The 15037-nt window shown below is 41.6% G+C and carries 15 protein-coding genes; 13 read left to right on the top strand and 2 right to left on the bottom strand.

Annotated elements, in window-relative coordinates; genetic code table 11:
* Nucleotides 1–2: 2 nt before the first annotated feature.
* Both glyS and O3640_RS00210 read left to right on the top strand, forming a co-directional pair.
* Nucleotides 3–2042: a glycine--tRNA ligase subunit beta gene (gene glyS / locus O3640_RS00215; RefSeq protein WP_268722987.1), complete on the top strand. Its 2040-nt coding sequence runs from the start codon at nt 3–5 to the stop codon at nt 2040–2042.
* Nucleotides 2043–2064: 22 nt separating this feature from the next.
* Nucleotides 2065–2322: a DUF896 family protein gene (locus O3640_RS00210; RefSeq protein WP_048778781.1), complete on the top strand. Its 258-nt coding sequence runs from the start codon at nt 2065–2067 to the stop codon at nt 2320–2322.
* 215 nt (nt 2323–2537) lie between these two features.
* On the opposite strand, the gene O3640_RS00205 is transcribed toward O3640_RS00210, so the two are convergent.
* Both O3640_RS00205 and O3640_RS00200 read right to left on the bottom strand, forming a co-directional pair.
* Nucleotides 2538–3077 (bottom strand): DUF3278 domain-containing protein, encoded by a 540-nt coding sequence (locus O3640_RS00205; protein WP_048778778.1) that lies wholly within the window; start codon nt 3075–3077, stop codon nt 2538–2540.
* Nucleotides 3078–3124: 47 nt separating this feature from the next.
* Nucleotides 3125–3340 (bottom strand): helix-turn-helix transcriptional regulator, encoded by a 216-nt coding sequence (locus O3640_RS00200; protein WP_048778776.1) that lies wholly within the window; start codon nt 3338–3340, stop codon nt 3125–3127.
* A gap of 184 nt (nt 3341–3524) precedes the next feature.
* On the opposite strand from O3640_RS00200, the gene rsmH reads away from it, so the two are divergent.
* The 11 genes from rsmH to nadE all read left to right on the top strand — a co-directional run bounded on the left by rsmH (nt 3525) and on the right by nadE (nt 15013).
* Nucleotides 3525–4475 (top strand): 16S rRNA (cytosine(1402)-N(4))-methyltransferase RsmH, encoded by a 951-nt coding sequence (gene rsmH, locus O3640_RS00195; protein ID WP_268722986.1) that lies wholly within the window; start codon nt 3525–3527, stop codon nt 4473–4475.
* An 8-nt stretch (nt 4476–4483) separates the two neighbouring features.
* Nucleotides 4484–4804, top strand: a complete 321-nt coding sequence (gene ftsL, locus O3640_RS00190; RefSeq protein ID WP_012000070.1) for a cell division protein FtsL — start codon at nt 4484–4486, stop codon at nt 4802–4804.
* Nucleotides 4805–4807: 3 nt separating this feature from the next.
* On the top strand, nt 4808–7063 hold the full coding sequence (pbp2X, locus tag O3640_RS00185) for a penicillin-binding protein PBP2X (RefSeq protein ID WP_096754708.1): 2256 nt from the start codon (nt 4808–4810) through the stop codon (nt 7061–7063).
* 1 nt (nt 7064) lies between these two features.
* Nucleotides 7065–8048: a phospho-N-acetylmuramoyl-pentapeptide-transferase gene (gene mraY / locus O3640_RS00180; protein WP_061601454.1), complete on the top strand. Its 984-nt coding sequence runs from the start codon at nt 7065–7067 to the stop codon at nt 8046–8048.
* Nucleotides 8049–8147: 99 nt separating this feature from the next.
* Entirely contained in the window at nt 8148–9491 is a 1344-nt protein-coding gene (locus O3640_RS00175) for a DEAD/DEAH box helicase (RefSeq protein WP_053794076.1), read from the top strand.
* 169 nt (nt 9492–9660) lie between these two features.
* The gene (locus O3640_RS00170; RefSeq protein ID WP_061596067.1) at nt 9661–10470 is read left to right on the top strand and encodes an amino acid ABC transporter permease; all 810 of its coding nucleotides are present in this window, start codon (nt 9661–9663) and stop codon (nt 10468–10470) included.
* Nucleotides 10470–11213, top strand: coding sequence for an amino acid ABC transporter ATP-binding protein (locus O3640_RS00165; protein ID WP_061596066.1), 744 nt, complete (start codon nt 10470–10472; stop codon nt 11211–11213). The genes O3640_RS00170 and O3640_RS00165 overlap by 1 nt, the downstream gene beginning before the upstream one ends.
* 105 nt (nt 11214–11318) lie before the next feature.
* Nucleotides 11319–11543 (top strand): DUF4059 family protein, encoded by a 225-nt coding sequence (locus O3640_RS00160; RefSeq protein ID WP_045772959.1) that lies wholly within the window; start codon nt 11319–11321, stop codon nt 11541–11543.
* A gap of 63 nt (nt 11544–11606) precedes the next feature.
* Nucleotides 11607–12521 carry a thioredoxin-disulfide reductase gene (gene trxB, locus O3640_RS00155; RefSeq protein ID WP_048778762.1) on the top strand — a complete coding sequence of 305 codons (915 nt, stop codon included), beginning with the start codon at nt 11607–11609 and terminating at the stop codon, nt 12519–12521.
* A gap of 210 nt (nt 12522–12731) precedes the next feature.
* Nucleotides 12732–14192, top strand: a complete 1461-nt coding sequence (locus O3640_RS00150; RefSeq protein ID WP_061596065.1) for a nicotinate phosphoribosyltransferase — start codon at nt 12732–12734, stop codon at nt 14190–14192.
* A complete protein-coding gene (gene nadE / locus O3640_RS00145; RefSeq protein WP_061596064.1) occupies nt 14189–15013 on the top strand; it encodes an ammonia-dependent NAD(+) synthetase in 825 nt (274 codons plus the stop codon). The genes O3640_RS00150 and nadE overlap by 4 nt, the downstream gene beginning before the upstream one ends.
* Nucleotides 15014–15037 lie beyond the last annotated feature (24 nt).

Genomic DNA, 15037 nt, shown 5'->3' with positions numbered 1-15037 from the left:
TCATGGTAAAAAATTTATTAGTTGAATTAGGCTTGGAGGAAATGCCAGCCTATGTCGTGACACCGAGCATGAAGCAGCTGCGCGACAAGATGGGAGCCTTCCTGACAGACCATCGTCTGACCTTTGAGAAAATTGAAATGTTCTCTACGCCTCGCCGTTTGGCGGTGCGCGTGGTTGGCTTGGCGGACAAGCAGTCCGATTTGACCGAAGATTTCAAAGGCCCTTCTAAGAAAATTGCTCTGGATGCTGATGGCAACTTCACCAAGGCTGCAGAAGGCTTTGTCCGTGGCAAGGGCTTGACGGTTGAGGACATTACTTTCCGCGAAATCAAGGGGGAAGAATACGTCTATGTGACCAAGGAAGAAATCGGCCGCCCGGTAGAGGAAATCATCCCAGCAGTGACGGAAGTTCTGCAAGCTTTGACCTTCCCAGTCAGCATGCACTGGGCTAACAACACTTTTGAATACATCCGTCCGGTTCATACTTTGACTGTGCTCCTAGATGAGCAGGCCTTTGACTTGGATTTCTTGGACATCAAGAGCGGACGTACTAGCCGTGGACACCGTTTTTTGGGGAAAGAAACAGAGATTGCTTCCGCGGATTCCTATGAAGATGACCTACGGGCTCAGTTTGTTATTGCCAGCCCTCTTGAACGTGGAGATATGATTGTCGAGCAGATTCGAGCACTGGAAGAGGAGCACGGAGTTTCTATCGAGATTGACGAAGACCTGCTCAATGAAGTGTTGAATCTGGTAGAATATCCAACTGCTTTCTTGGGTAATTTTGATGCTAAATACTTAGAGGTGCCAGAGGAAGTGCTGGTAACTTCTATGAAAGAGCACCAGCGTTACTTTGTTGTGCGCGATGCTGAAGGCAAACTTTTGCCGCACTTCATCTCTGTCCGCAACGGAAATGCAGAGCATCTAGAAAATGTCATCAAGGGAAATGAGAAAGTCTTGGTGGCTCGTCTGGAAGATGGGGAATTCTTCTGGCGAGAAGACCAAAAGCTGGCTATTGCCGACTTGGTTGAAAAGCTGAGCAATGTGACTTTCCACGAAAAGATTGGCTCTCTGGCAGAGCACATGGAGCGGACTAGTAAGATTGCTGCTCTCTTGGCGCAAGAAGCAGGATTGGATGCTGATGAGACAGCCGATTTGGCTCGTGCAGCGGCTATTTATAAGTTTGACCTGCTGACTGGTATGGTTGGTGAATTTGATGAGCTGCAAGGTATCATGGGTGAGAAGTATGCTCTTCTGGCTGGTGAGAATGCTGCAGTGGCAGCTGCTATTCGGGAGCACTATATGCCGACTTCAGCCGATGGCGAATTGCCTGACACCAAGGTCGGTGCGGTCTTGGCGCTGGCTGATAAGCTAGATACCATTCTGTCCTTCTTCTCTGTGGGACTGATTCCGAGCGGTTCCAATGACCCATATGCACTGCGCCGTGCGACTCAGGGTGTCGTGCGTATCTTGGACAAGTTTGGCTGGAACATTGATTTGGCTCAGCTTCTTGGCCGACTTTACGAATTGAAGTTTGATAGCCTAAGCTATGACAATCAAGTGGCAGTGCTAGACTTCTTCCGTGCCCGCGTTGAGAAGATGATGGATCGCAACATTCCAAAAGACATCGTGACGGCTGTTCTTCAAAACACTCACTTTGTCGTACGCGATTTAGTAGAAACAGCAGCGCTTCTAGCAGAAAAAGCTCAGGAAGACAACTTCAAGTCAGCAGTCGAAAGCCTATCTCGGGTCTTTAATCTAGCTGAGAAAGCCCAAGGGCAGACAGCTGTCAATCCAGCTCTCTTTGAAAATCAAGAGGAAAAAGACTTGGCTGCTGCCATTGAAAAAGTGGAGCTGACATCTGACTTGGCTACCAATCTCGACCAACTCTTTGCACTCAGTCCAGTTATCGATGCTTTCTTTGACAATACCATGGTCATGGCAGAAGATGAGGCTGTGCGTAACAACCGTCTAGCTCTCCTGTCTTCTTTGACAGCCAAGGCGGGACAAATGGCGCAGTTTAATCAGATTAATACCAAATAAAAGGTAAGAGAGAGGTAGAATCATGGATCCTAAAAAAATTGCCCGTATTAATGAACTGGCTAAAAAGAAAAAAACGGAAGGCTTAACTGCTGAGGAAAAAGTGGAACAAGCCAAGCTTCGTGAAGAGTATATCGAGGGCTACCGTCGCTCTGTTCGTCATCACATTGAAGGCATCAAGATTGTCGACGAGGAAGGCAATGATGTGACGCCTGAAAAATTGCGTCAAGTTCAGCGTGAGAAAGGTCTTCACGGTCGCAGTCTAGATGATCCAAATTCATAAAAAAATAGTTGTCATTTCAGTGCATAAGCTGAAATGACAACTATTTTATTTTTTCTTCCTTTTTAAGAGTTTATAGCTGATGTAGAGAATGGCGACGCAAGTGAAGGTTAGAATCCAAAAAAGAACTGGATCTGTTGTGGTCCTCAGAAAGAAGAAGCAGACTAGAAAAATAGCAAATAATAGAATTAAGATAGTATTTCTATAAGATTGAAGGTTCATTCTTCTTCCTCCCTTTTTTGTGCTTGACGAATCTTTCCTTTGGAAATAAAATGCATAATCAGTCCAAATCCAAGACCAGCAGCTAATCCAGCTATAATAAGTTTTGGCTGAAGCAAAACTTGTAGGATATCTTTCTTTTCCATGACAGCTATCATGATGCTGAAGAGAGGGTAAAAGAGCAGCCAATAAGAGAAGCCTGCTTTGAGACCAGCATGTTTCATAGCTTTTTCTTCTTTTTCATCCTGAAGTCCTAGCTCTAGATTATCAATTCCTTTGCGCCGTGCTTGAATGACTATATAGACACAGAATCCGAGGATAAGGATTTCCAGCAGGATAGGATAGGTAACAGCAATAATTTTAGGCCATCGAAAAGCCAGTGGAAAGACGATGGCATTGCCAAAAATCAGAATAAAGAAAAGCCAGATAAAGCCTTTATTTCCTAGATGCTCAGCCTGTTGTCGCTTTTGCTCGTCCAAGGGTCCAGTAATGCCATAAAATCGTTTGATCATCTTGTCTGAGAATGTTTCTTTTTTCATGTTTGCTTCCTTTCTTTAGGTATGAATGTTGCTGCAAGGAAAAATTCTTAGTCCTCAGAATCTTCATCAGTCAGCTGGGAATCCCAAAAGAGGGCGTTGAGGTCAGTATCCAGTGTTTTTGCTAGATTGATGCAGAGCTCGAGGGTGGGGTTGTATTTGTTGTTTTCAATCATATTGATAGTTTGCCGCGATACCCCGATGGACTTGGCCAACTCTAGCTGAGACATCTTTTTTTCTTTTCGAAATTCTTTGACACGATTCATTACACCCTTCCTTTCTATTTTTTATCACCAATCAAATGTCGTGTATATTTGACTTTTAAAATAGTATAATCTTTTTTGGAGATTATGTCAAGTATATACGACAAAAACTTAGGATTATTTTTCCTGGTCCTACTTTTTCTTTAAAATTTTTTTTTGCTTTTGATTATGGTATAATAGATAAGATATGACAAATGAATTTCATCATGTAACCGTTCTTCTTCATGAAACTATTGATTATTTAGATGTTAAACCTGATGGGGTGTATGTTGATGCGACCTTAGGTGGGGCAGGCCATAGTGAATATTTACTAAGTAAGTTAAGTCCCAAGGGCCATCTCTATGCTTTTGATCAGGATGCGACAGCTATTGAACATGCCAAAAAACGTTTAGCACCATACATCGAAAAAGGCATGGTTACTTTTGTGCAGGATAATTTCCGCCATCTCAAACTACAGTTAGAAAAACTTGGTGTAGATGAGATTGATGGTATTTGTTATGATTTAGGGGTCTCAAGTCCCCAATTAGATGAGCGAGAACGTGGTTTTTCTTATAAACAAGATGCACCATTGGATATGCGTATGAATCGTCATGCGGATTTTAACGCTTATCAAGTAGTCAATGACTACGATTATCATGATTTAGTGCGTATTTTCTTTAAATACGGTGAAGATAAATTTTCAAAGCAAATTGCTCGTAAAATTGAGCAAGCTAGGCAGATCAAGCCGATTGAGACGACAACGGAGCTTGCAGAGATTATCAAATCTGCCAAGCCCGCCAAGGAATTAAAGAAAAAAGGGCATCCAGCCAAGCAGATTTTTCAAGCCATTCGGATTGAGGTCAATGATGAGCTGGGCGCAGCTGATGAGTCTATTCAGCAAGCAATTGATTTATTGGCGGTAGATGGTCGGATTTCAGTCATCACCTTCCATTCTTTGGAAGATCGCTTGACCAAGCAACTTTTTAAAGAGGCTTCGACAGTAGACGTGCCAAAGGGCTTGCCTTTTATTCCAGATGACTTGAAACCTAAACTGGAATTAATCAGTCGCAAGCCAATTTTGCCGAGTGCAGAAGAGCTTGAGCTGAATAATCGAGCACATTCAGCCAAATTGCGCGTGGCGCGAAAAGTACACAAGTGAGGGAATAAATGCCAAATAACAGCCAAGAAACGAGAGGACAGCAGCTCCAATCACGGATTAAAAAGTTCACTCGTATCGAGAAAGCATTTTATGCTTCGATTATCTTGACAGCGATTATTATTGCAGTTAGTGTTGTCTTTATGCAGACAAAACTTTTGCAAGTTCAGCATGATTTGACGGACTTGAATGTCCAAGTCAGCACTAAGCAGGTTGAAATTAATAACGCCAAGCAAGAGATTAATGATTTAACGCGTAAGGAAAGACTGTCTGGACTAGCTAGTTCTCAGGAAATGACCTTACAGAATGCAATCGTAAAAACGGCGGAATAAAGCATGAAGAATAAGATTTTAAGGTATGCTTTAAAAAATCGAAAAACAGCTAATATGAATCGAAAACAAGTGGGGAAAAATCTGAGTATCCTGACTGTTTTTCTTTTCTTTGTTTTTTTGATTAACTTTGCTATCTTGATTGGGTCTGGTCGAAAATTTGGAGTGGACCTGGTGGCAGAGGCTAAAAAAGTTTACCAGATTCAAAAAACAGTACAGGCTAAGCGGGGAACGATTTATGATCGGAACGGCAATGCCATTGCAGAAGATTCAACGACTTATAATCTCTATGCCATTATTGATAAAAAGTATAAGTCAGCTACAGGAGAGATTCTCTATGTAGAGCCCTCTCAGTATGAGACGGTTGCTCAAATTCTACACGATAAGTTAGACATTGAGACTGATTATGCCAAGAGCCAGCTATCACAGGAAAAATTGACTCAGGTCTATTTTGGTGCTAAAGGAAATAATATTCCTTACGCAACGATGACAGATATTAAGAAGTCCATGGAAGATGCTGGCGTTAAAGGAATCAGTTTTGATACCAGTCCTAGTCGAAGCTATCCAAATGAAACCTTTGCCTCTCAGTTTGTCGGTATTGCCCAATTGGTAGAAAATGAGGATGGATCTAAGAGCCTACGTGGTTCAACAGGCTTGGAATATTCCTTGGATAAAATCTTGGCTGGACGGGATGGTTTGGTGACCTATGAGCGCGATAAAAACGGAAATATTGTGCCTGGTTCAGACCAAGTTTCTGTGGCAACAGAAAATGGTAAAGATGTCTATACGACTATTTCTAGCCATCTGCAAAGCTATCTAGAGACAAGAATGGACATCTTCCAAGAAAAGGTCAAAGGGAAATTTGTATCTGCAACACTGGTTAGTGCTAAGACAGGTGAAGTTTTGGCAACAACTCAGCGCCCAAGTTTTAATGCAGATACCAAGGAAGGTCTGTCTAAAGACTTCAATTGGTCAACCTTGCTTTATCAAAGCCCTTATGAGCCTGGATCAACTATGAAAGTATTTACCTTGGCTAGTGCTATCGATAATCATACTTTCCCTGCCAATGAAACCTACTTTAATGACGAGTTTCAAATCGAGGATACAATCATCAAAGACTGGGGAGTCAATATGGGGCTCTCAACTGGTCAGACCCTGACTTATGCTCAAGGATTTGCCTATTCAAGTAATATCGGTATGGCCCGTCTGGAGAAAAAGATGGGAGATGATAAGTGGCGTGATTATTTAGATAAATTCAAGTTTGGTGTTCGTACACGATTTGGTATGATGGGTGAAGACGTCGGCAATCTTCCGGATAAAAATGTCGTTACAACCGCAATGAGTTCCTTTGGTCAAGGGATTAACGTAACACAAGTTCAAATGCTACGTGGATTTACAGCAATTGCTAACGACGGTGTTATGTTGGAACCTAAATTTATCAGTGCTATTTATGATTCAGCGACTAACAGTGCCCGCAAGGGAACAAATGAGATCATAGGAAATCCGGTTTCTAAAACAGCGGCTCAAGAGACCCGGAAGTATATGGTGACAGTCGGAACTGATCCTAACTTTGGAACCTTGCAGACAGATGGAGTACCAATCATTCAAGTTCCGGGACAAGATGTGGCTGTTAAATCAGGTACGGCCCAAATTGCGGCAGAAGCTAAAGATGGGGGCGGGTACTTGGAAGGTGAGTACATCTATTCGGTAGTTGCTATGACGCCGGCTGAAGATCCTGATTTCATCATGTATGTGGCAGTGAAGCAGCCTGAAGAGAAGTTCTATCCAGATTTATGGAAAGAAGTCGTTAATCCTCTTTTGGAAGAAGCAGTTGCCATGAAAGATACCCTTGGTTTAACGACTCCAACGCATGTTTTAGATAATGTGATTACTGAAACCAAGTACACTATGCCTAAAACAAAAGAAAAGGGCAAAGATAAATCACCGGGTTCTTATGCTGAAGAGCTACGTCGTAATTTGGTTCAGCCGATTATCCTTGGTACAGGAAGTAGCATCACTAAATTATCTGTTGAAGCAGGTAAGAATGTTGCTTCTAACCAGCAAGTCCTTCTTCTAACAGATGAGCTGGATGACATGCCAGACATGTATGGTTGGACCAAAGAGAACGCGTCAACCTTTGCCAAATGGTTAGATATAAAGATTACCTACAAAGGTGAAGGTTCGAAGGTTGTTGGACAGAGCGTAAAAGCCAATACCTCTATCAAGAACCTCAAAGAAATAACAATAACACTAGGAGAGTAAGATGCTTACAGCTATAATTGCAGGAATTACTACTTTGATTTTAACAATTATTGGGATACCTGCCTTTATTCGTTTTTATCAAAAAGCCCGCATTTCCGGGCAACAAATGCACGAAGATGTCAAACAGCACCAGGCCAAAGCTGGAACACCCACTATGGGAGGGACTGTTTTCCTCTTGGCTTCGATTGTGGCGAGTTTTGTCATTGCATTATTTTCAGGAAATCTTTCTAGTAGCGTTACAACTATTTTGTTTATTCTGTTCTTGTACGGTTTAGTTGGCTTTTTAGATGATTTCTTAAAAGTTTTCCGCCGAATCAACGAGGGACTGAATCCTAAGCAAAAACTATTCTTGCAGCTGGTTGGCGGTGTGGTTTTTTATCTCTTTTTTGAACGCCACGGCGGTGGGGACATGCTGAACGTTTTCGGTTTTCCACTAGAATTAGGTTTTCTTTATATTTTCTTTGTTCTCTTTTGGTTGATTGGCTTTTCCAATGCAGTCAACCTAACTGATGGAATTGACGGTCTTGCAAGTATTTCCGTCGTGATCAGCTTGGGAGCTTATGCGGTTATTGCTTTAGAACAAAAACGTTTTGATCTTCTAATCGTGATCTTTAGTATGATTGGTGGCCTACTTGGTTTCTTCGGATTTAACCATAAGCCGGCTAAGATCTTTATGGGAGATGTGGGAAGTCTGGCTCTAGGAGGTATGCTGGCAGCTCTCTCTATTGCCCTCCACCAAGAATGGACCCTTCTTTTGATTGGGATTGTCTATGTATTTGAAACAGCTTCAGTCATGCTACAAGTTACTTACTTTAAGATGACAGGAGGCAAACGAATCTTCCGTATGACTCCAGTTCACCATCATTTTGAACTTGGTGGTTTTTCTGGCCGTGGTAAAGCTTGGAGTGAATGGAAGGTAGATTTTCTCTTCTGGGGAATAGGCCTTGTTGCAAGTTTGATTACTCTAGCAATTTTGTATTTGTAAGAAAAAGGAGAACGATTGTTCTCCTTCTTTTCATATAAATGGCTATAAATCCATAATTTCTGTTATAATAGATAGGACTACTAAGGATAAGAGGAAAAAATGAAATTTACAGAATTTACTTTTAAAAATTATATTCAGGAGGCTTTAGAGGATCTGAAGTTTGTTGAAGCAACAGAAGTACAGGAGCGATTAATTCCAGTTGTTTTGTCTGGGCGCGACCTTGTCGGTGAATCAAAGACAGGTTCTGGGAAGACCCATACTTTTCTGCTACCAATTTTTCAAAAGCTGAATGAAGATGAGGATCATGTACAAGTTGTGATTACGGCACCAAGCCGTGAGTTGGCCACCCAGATTTATCAAGCAACTAGACAGATTGCTTCTTTTTCTGATAAGGAAATTCGTGTTGCTAATTATGTGGGTGGGACTGACAAGGCCCGCCAAATTGATAAACTTGAATTTAGCCAACCTCATATTGTTATCGGGACACCAGGCCGAATCTATGATTTGGTCAAGTCAGGAGATTTAGCTATTCATAAGGCCAAGACCTTTGTTGTGGACGAGGCAGATATGACACTAGATATGGGCTTCTTGGAAACAGTGGATAAAATCGCCTCAAGTTTGCCAAAAGATTTGCAGTTTTTGGTATTCTCAGCGACTATTCCGCAGAAGCTACAGCCTTTCTTGAAGAAATATCTGTCCAATCCGGTCATGGAGCAAATCAAGACTAAAACGGTTATTTCTGATACAATCGAAAATTGGCTGGTTTCAACAAAGGGGCGCGATAAAAATGCGCAGATTTATGAAATCAGCAGAATTTTACAGCCTTATTTGGCTATGATTTTTGTCAATACCAAGACACGAGCAGATGAGCTACATAGTTACTTACTTGCTCAAGGCTTGAAAGTGGCTAAGATTCACGGTGATATTGCACCTCGTGAGCGTAAGCGGATTATGAATCAAGTGAAAAATCTTGATTTTGAATATATTGTTGCGACTGACCTAGCAGCAAGGGGAATTGATATTGAGGGGGTCAGTCATGTCATCAATGATGCTATTCCGCAGGACCTGTCTTTCTTTGTCCATCGAGTGGGAAGAACAGGACGCAATGGACTTCCTGGTACGGCCATTACGCTTTATCAGCCAAGTGATGACTCTGATATTCGTGAATTAGAGAAACTGGGTATCAAGTTCATTCCTAAGATGATAAAGAACGGTGAATTTCAGGACACTTATGATCGAGATCGACGAGCCAACCGCGAAAAGTCTTATGAGAAGCTTGATACAGAAATGATTGGTTTGGTTAAAAAGAAAAAGAAGAAAATCAAACCTGGCTATAAGAAAAAAATTCAGTGGGCTGTCAATGAAAAACGTCGTAAGACTAAGCGGGCCGAAAATCGTGCTCGAGGTCGTGCAGAACGCAAGGCCAAGCGCCAAAGCTTCTAGTCATAAAATTTGCTTATACCCTTGATAAATAAATTATACTGTTCGATATAAAAATAGTGTGATAGACTAGAGTATACTGGTCTATCTTTTTTTCTGGTCTCATAAAGACATGGTAAATTTGTTAAAGAGCATAGACCTTCTTAAATGAGAATGATGAAAGGATTGAATGATGAACGCAAGTTTAGTTATATTAGCTTCTAACTGGTATCAGGAATTAATGAAGTCTATCCCAGATGGTCAAAATTTTAGTTTAAGATCTGTTTTTGATGCCCTGCCAAGAATTATTGAAAAATTACCAACAACTTTATTTTTAACCCTGGGCGGCGCCCTTTTTGGTTTAGTTTTGGCTCTGCTGTTTGCTATTGTCAAAATCAACCGTGTCAAAGTTCTGTACCCTATTCAGGCTTTCTTTGTCAGCTTTTTAAGGGGGACACCTATCTTAGTCCAATTGATGCTTACCTATTATGGGATTCCTATAGCTCTAAAGGTTTTTAATCAACGTTTTGGAACGGCTTTTAATATCAATGCAATCCCAGCCTCAATCTTTGCTGTTGTTGCTTTTGCTTTTAATGAGGCAGCTTATGCTAGCGAAACAATCCGTGCAGCAATCCTCTCTGTTAGTGAAGGAGAAATTGAAGCTGCTAGAAGTCTGGGAATGACCAATGCCCAAGTATACCGTCGTGTGATTATTCCTAATGCAGCAGTGGTAGCTACACCAACCCTGATCAACTCCTTAATTGGTTTGACCAAAGGAACTTCACTGGCCTTTAGTGCTGGAGTGGTAGAAGTATTTGCCCAAGCCCAGATTTTAGGTGGTTCGGATTACCGTTATTTTGAGCGCTTCATCTCTGTCGCTCTAGTCTATTGGGTTGTCAATATTATGATTGAGCAATTTGGTCGCTTTATCGAAAGAAAAATGGCCATTCAAACGCCGGCTGCAATTGATTCAGCAATTCAAGCGAAAGGAGATCTCCTTTAATGATTCACATTTTTAACCTCAGTAAATCTTTCTCCGGTCAGGCAGTACTAGACAATCTTAGTTTGGATATCCAAAAAGGAGAGGTTATTGCCTTGATTGGTTCCTCAGGAGCTGGTAAATCAACCTTTCTTCGTAGTCTGAATTACTTGGAAACTCCAGACAGCGGTATCATTGAGATTGATGACTTTAGGGTTGATTTTTCCCAAATTACTCAGGAGGAAGTCTTAACACTTCGTAGAAAATTGGCCATGGTTTTCCAGCAGTTTAATCTATTTGAGAGACGGACTGCTCTGGAAAACGTAAAAGAAGGCCTGCTCGTTGTCAAGAAACTATCGGATGAAGAAGCTACTAAAATAGCTAAAGAAGAATTGGCCAAGGTAGGTTTATCAGATCGAGAAAATCATTATCCCCGTCATTTATCAGGTGGACAAAAACAGCGGGTAGCTTTGGCAAGAGCTCTGGCCATGAAACCTGATGTTCTCCTGCTAGATGAGCCTACATCTGCTCTGGATCCTGAACTTGTCGGCGAAGTAGAAAAATCCATTGCTGATGCTGCAAGATCTGGTCAAACAATGATTTTGGTTAGTCATGATATGTCCTTTGTTTCACAGGTTGCTGACAAGGTTCTCTTTTTAGATAAGGGGCATATTATTGAAGGTGGTAAGCCTGATGAGATTATGAATAATCCGAAAGAAGAACGGACGAAAGAGTTTTTTGCTAGTTACAAACGAACCTATATTTGATATAATAGATGAAAGATAACTCGGTTGGTTCTGCCAGCTGAGTTTGTTTTGAGCAAAATAAGCATGACTTATTGGACATAAATAGACCAAAACATAGGAGATTAAATGTTAAAGCAAATTTTTTCTCTCTATATAGAGAGTCTTCTTTTGACAACAGCACTTATTGGAGGTTTGTCAGGGATTTTAATTTTAGCCAGAATGGCTAGTCGCAAGGATAAGACAGCAAAGGCACGACAGGCGCATTTGTTTGATGTACTTTTGATTGATATTATGACTATCCCTATTTTATCTTTTGCGGTTATGGGCATTCTCTTAGTGCTGAAAGCATAATGCTTGCAAAAGTTTTTTATTGGCGTTAGAATAATTATTATTACAACAAAAGAAGGTGGAGTCATGTACGATACAATTATTATTGGAGCAGGTCCTGCAGGAATGACAGCGGCGCTTTATACTGCAAGAAGCAACCTAAAAGTTGCCTTACTGGAAGCTGGTATTCCAGGCGGACAAATGAACAATACAGCGGATGTTGAAAACTATCCTGGCTACGCCCTGATTAGCGGTCCAGAATTGGCTGAAAAGATGTTTGAGCCATTGGAAAATCTCGGAGTAGAGCATGTCTTTGGTCATGTTCAAAGAATTGAAGATCAGGGTGATTTTAAAAAAGTTATCACAGAAGACGAAGTTTATGAAAGTAAGACTGTTATTATTGCAACAGGAGCCTTTCACCGTCAGCTCAATGTACCGGGTGAGGCTGAATTTAATAGTCGGGGTGTTTCTTATTGTGCAGTTTGTGATGGAGCTTTTTTCCGTGATGAAGACTTACTAGTTGTTGGTGGAGGCGATTCAGCGGTTGAGGAAGCCATTTTCTTGACCCAGTTTGCTAAAAGTGTGACCATTGTTCACCGTCGTGATCAATTACGCGCACAAAAAGTTTTGCAAGATCGTGCCTTTGCTAATGAAAAAATTAGTTTTGTCTGGGATTCAGTCGTAGAAGCTATTCATGGTGACGAGCGTAAGGTGACTGGAGTAACCTTTAAAAATATCAAGACTGGTGAAACTAGCCAAGCAGATTTTGGTGGTATCTTCATTTATGTTGGTTTGGATCCAGTTAGTGAGTTTGTAGCTGATTTGGGTATAAGAGATGAATCAGGTTGGATTGTGACAGATGACCATATGAAGACCTCAGTAGCTGGTATCTACGCAATCGGAGATGTCCGTCAAAAAGACTTACGCCAGATTACGACAGCAGTAGGTGATGGAGCGATTGCGGGTCAAGAAGCTTATAAATATATCACTGAACATGAATAAAACCGAAAACCTTGTTAGTTATGGCTAACAAGGTTTTTTGATCTATTGAATCTTTTTGAGGAGTGGTTTCTTAGAAACTAAATAGCTACCAGCTAAATTGGTGGAGGAAAGATTTCAATTTTCTAATTGCCGGACTATTTCCCTATAACCTCTTAATTGTAAATTTATGATATAATAAGTAAAATCCATGCAGTTTATAAAGGAGAAAATATGTTTCCAGATGATAGTTTAACCTTACATACAGACTTGTATCAAATCAATATGATGCAGGTTTATTTCAATCAGAATATCCATAACAAACGTGCAGTCTTTGAAGTTTTTTTCCGTAAGAATCCTTTTAATAACGGCTACGCTGTCTTTGCGGGCTTAGAAAGAATTATTTCCTATCTCAATAATCTGACGTTCAGCCAGAGTGATTTAGACTATCTTGAGTCCTTGGGTTATCATGGAGACTTCTTAGATTACTTGCGGAATTTAAAGATGAGCCTTAGTGTACGGTCGGCTCAGGAAGGGGACTTAGTTTTTGCCAATGAGCCAATTGTGCAAGTGGAAGGTCCTCTGGCTCAGTGTCAGCTTGTGGAGACCGCCCTGCTCAATATCGTTAATTTTCAGACCCTGATTGCCACTAAGGCAGCCCGTATCCGTTCTGTTATCGAAGATGAGCCCCTGATGGAGTTTGGAACTCGCCGTGCTCAAGAAATGGATGCAGCTATCTGGGGAACTCGGGCTGCTGTGATTGGTGGAGCCAACGGTACCAGTAATGTTCGAGCGGGTAAGCTCTTTGATATTCCTGTTTTAGGAACCCACGCTCATGCCCTTGTTCAAGTTTACGGTAATGATTATGATGCCTTTAAAGCTTATGCCGAAACTCACCATGATTGTGTATTTTTGGTAGATACTTATGATACATTGCGTTTGGGTGTTCCGGCAGCCATTCGAGTTGCGCGTGAGCTGGGTGATAAGATTAAATTCCTAGGTGTTCGTATTGACTCAGGTGACCTTGCCTATATTTCTAAGAAGGTTCGGCAGCAATTAGATGAAGCTGGCTTCCCTGATGCTAAGATTTATGCGTCCAATGATCTGGATGAAAATACCATTCTCAACTTGAAAATGCAAAAAGCTAAGATTGATGTTTGGGGCGTGGGTACCAAGTTGATTACGGCTTATGATCAGCCGGCTTTAGGAGCAGTTTATAAGATTGTTGCTATTGAAGATGAGAATGGAGAATTGCGCAATACCATCAAGCTGTCCAATAATGCTGAAAAAGTTTCGACTCCAGGTAAGAAGCAGGTTTGGCGCATTACCAGTCGGGAAAAAGGTAAGTCTGAAGGAGACTACATTACCTATGAAGGAATTGATGTCAATGGCTTGGAAGAGCTGGAAATGTTCCATCCTACCTACACTTACATTAATAAGACAGTTAAGGATTTTGATGCTGTGCCGCTATTGGTAGATATTTTCCAAGAGGGAAATCTCGTTTACAAAAAGCGGAGCCTGACTGAGATTCAAGCTTATGCCCGTAAGGAATTTGATAAACTCTGGGATGAGTACAAGCGGGTTCTTAATCCACAGGATTATCCAGTTGACCTGGCTAGAGATATCTGGCAGGATAAGATGGACTTGATTGACCAGATGCGTAAGAAAGCCTACCAGACAGGAGCAGAAAAATGAGCCTACAAGAAGAAATCATCGCTCAATTGGGCGTCAAACCTATCATTGACCCGGAGGAAGAAATCCGCAAGTCGGTCGACTTTCTCAAGGCCTATCTGAAAAAGCACCCTTTTTTGAAAAGTTATGTTCTGGGAATTTCTGGTGGTCAGGATTCAACCTTGGCTGGTCGCTTAGCTCAGCTGGCTGTAGAGGAAATGCGCTCTGAAACTGGAGATGATAGCTATCGCTTTATCGCCGTTCGTTTGCCTTACGGTGTTCAAGCAGATGAAGATGATGCGCAAAAGGCTCTGGCTTTTATCCAGCCTGATGTCAGTCTGACAGTCAATATCAAGGAATCAGCTGATGCTATGACAAGGGCGATAGAGGCAACAGGTGCCAAAGTCTCTGATTTTAACAAGGGTAATATCAAGGCCCGCAGCCGTATGATTGCCCAGTATGCTTTGGCTGGTTCATACAGTGGGGCTGTTATTGGGACCGATCACGCAGCAGAAAATGTCACCGCATTTTTCACCAAGTTTGGGGATGGCGGAGCAGATATCTTACCACTTTACCGCCTCAATAAACGTCAAGGCAAGCAGCTTTTGGCCACTTTAGGAGCTGATCCGGCTCTCTATGAAAAGGTGCCGACGGCTGATTTGGAAGAGGAAAAACCTGGGATTGCAGATGAAGTCGCTCTAGGCGTGACTTATAATGAAATTGACGATTATCTCGAAGGCAAGTCCGTTTCAGCCCACGCCCAAGAAACTATCGAGTCTTGGTGGCATAAAGGTCAGCATAAACGCCATTTGCCAATTACGATTTTTGACGAATTTTGGAAGTGAAAATCTCTATCGTAACTTTTTAGT

Origin of the sequence: Streptococcus sp. 27098_8_75 (assembly GCF_041432475.1) — a bacterium.
GTDB classification, from domain to species: Bacteria; Bacillota; Bacilli; order Lactobacillales; family Streptococcaceae; genus Streptococcus; species Streptococcus gordonii.
This window is presented reverse-complemented; position numbering and strand designations above follow the sequence as displayed.

Excerpts from the sequence above, each read along its gene's own strand:
- O3640_RS00200 (WP_048778776.1), bottom strand. The coding sequence starts at position 3,340 with ATGAATCGTGTCAAAGAATTTCGAAAAGAAAAAAAGATGTCTCAGCTA.
- ftsL (WP_012000070.1), top strand. The coding sequence starts at position 4,484 with ATGCCAAATAACAGCCAAGAAACGAGAGGACAGCAGCTCCAATCACGG.
- O3640_RS00205 (WP_048778778.1), bottom strand. The coding sequence starts at position 3,077 with ATGAAAAAAGAAACATTCTCAGACAAGATGATCAAACGATTTTATGGC.
- nadE (WP_061596064.1), top strand. The coding sequence starts at position 14,189 with ATGAGCCTACAAGAAGAAATCATCGCTCAATTGGGCGTCAAACCTATC.
- O3640_RS00175 (WP_053794076.1), top strand. The coding sequence starts at position 8,148 with ATGAAATTTACAGAATTTACTTTTAAAAATTATATTCAGGAGGCTTTA.
- O3640_RS00150 (WP_061596065.1), top strand. The coding sequence starts at position 12,732 with ATGTTTCCAGATGATAGTTTAACCTTACATACAGACTTGTATCAAATC.
- pbp2X (WP_096754708.1), top strand. The coding sequence starts at position 4,808 with ATGAAGAATAAGATTTTAAGGTATGCTTTAAAAAATCGAAAAACAGCT.
- rsmH (WP_268722986.1), top strand. The coding sequence starts at position 3,525 with ATGACAAATGAATTTCATCATGTAACCGTTCTTCTTCATGAAACTATT.
- O3640_RS00165 (WP_061596066.1), top strand. The coding sequence starts at position 10,470 with ATGATTCACATTTTTAACCTCAGTAAATCTTTCTCCGGTCAGGCAGTA.
- trxB (WP_048778762.1), top strand. The coding sequence starts at position 11,607 with ATGTACGATACAATTATTATTGGAGCAGGTCCTGCAGGAATGACAGCG.
- O3640_RS00170 (WP_061596067.1), top strand. The coding sequence starts at position 9,661 with ATGAACGCAAGTTTAGTTATATTAGCTTCTAACTGGTATCAGGAATTA.
- glyS (WP_268722987.1), top strand. The coding sequence starts at position 3 with ATGGTAAAAAATTTATTAGTTGAATTAGGCTTGGAGGAAATGCCAGCC.
- mraY (WP_061601454.1), top strand. The coding sequence starts at position 7,065 with ATGCTTACAGCTATAATTGCAGGAATTACTACTTTGATTTTAACAATT.
- O3640_RS00210 (WP_048778781.1), top strand. The coding sequence starts at position 2,065 with ATGGATCCTAAAAAAATTGCCCGTATTAATGAACTGGCTAAAAAGAAA.
- O3640_RS00160 (WP_045772959.1), top strand. The coding sequence starts at position 11,319 with ATGTTAAAGCAAATTTTTTCTCTCTATATAGAGAGTCTTCTTTTGACA.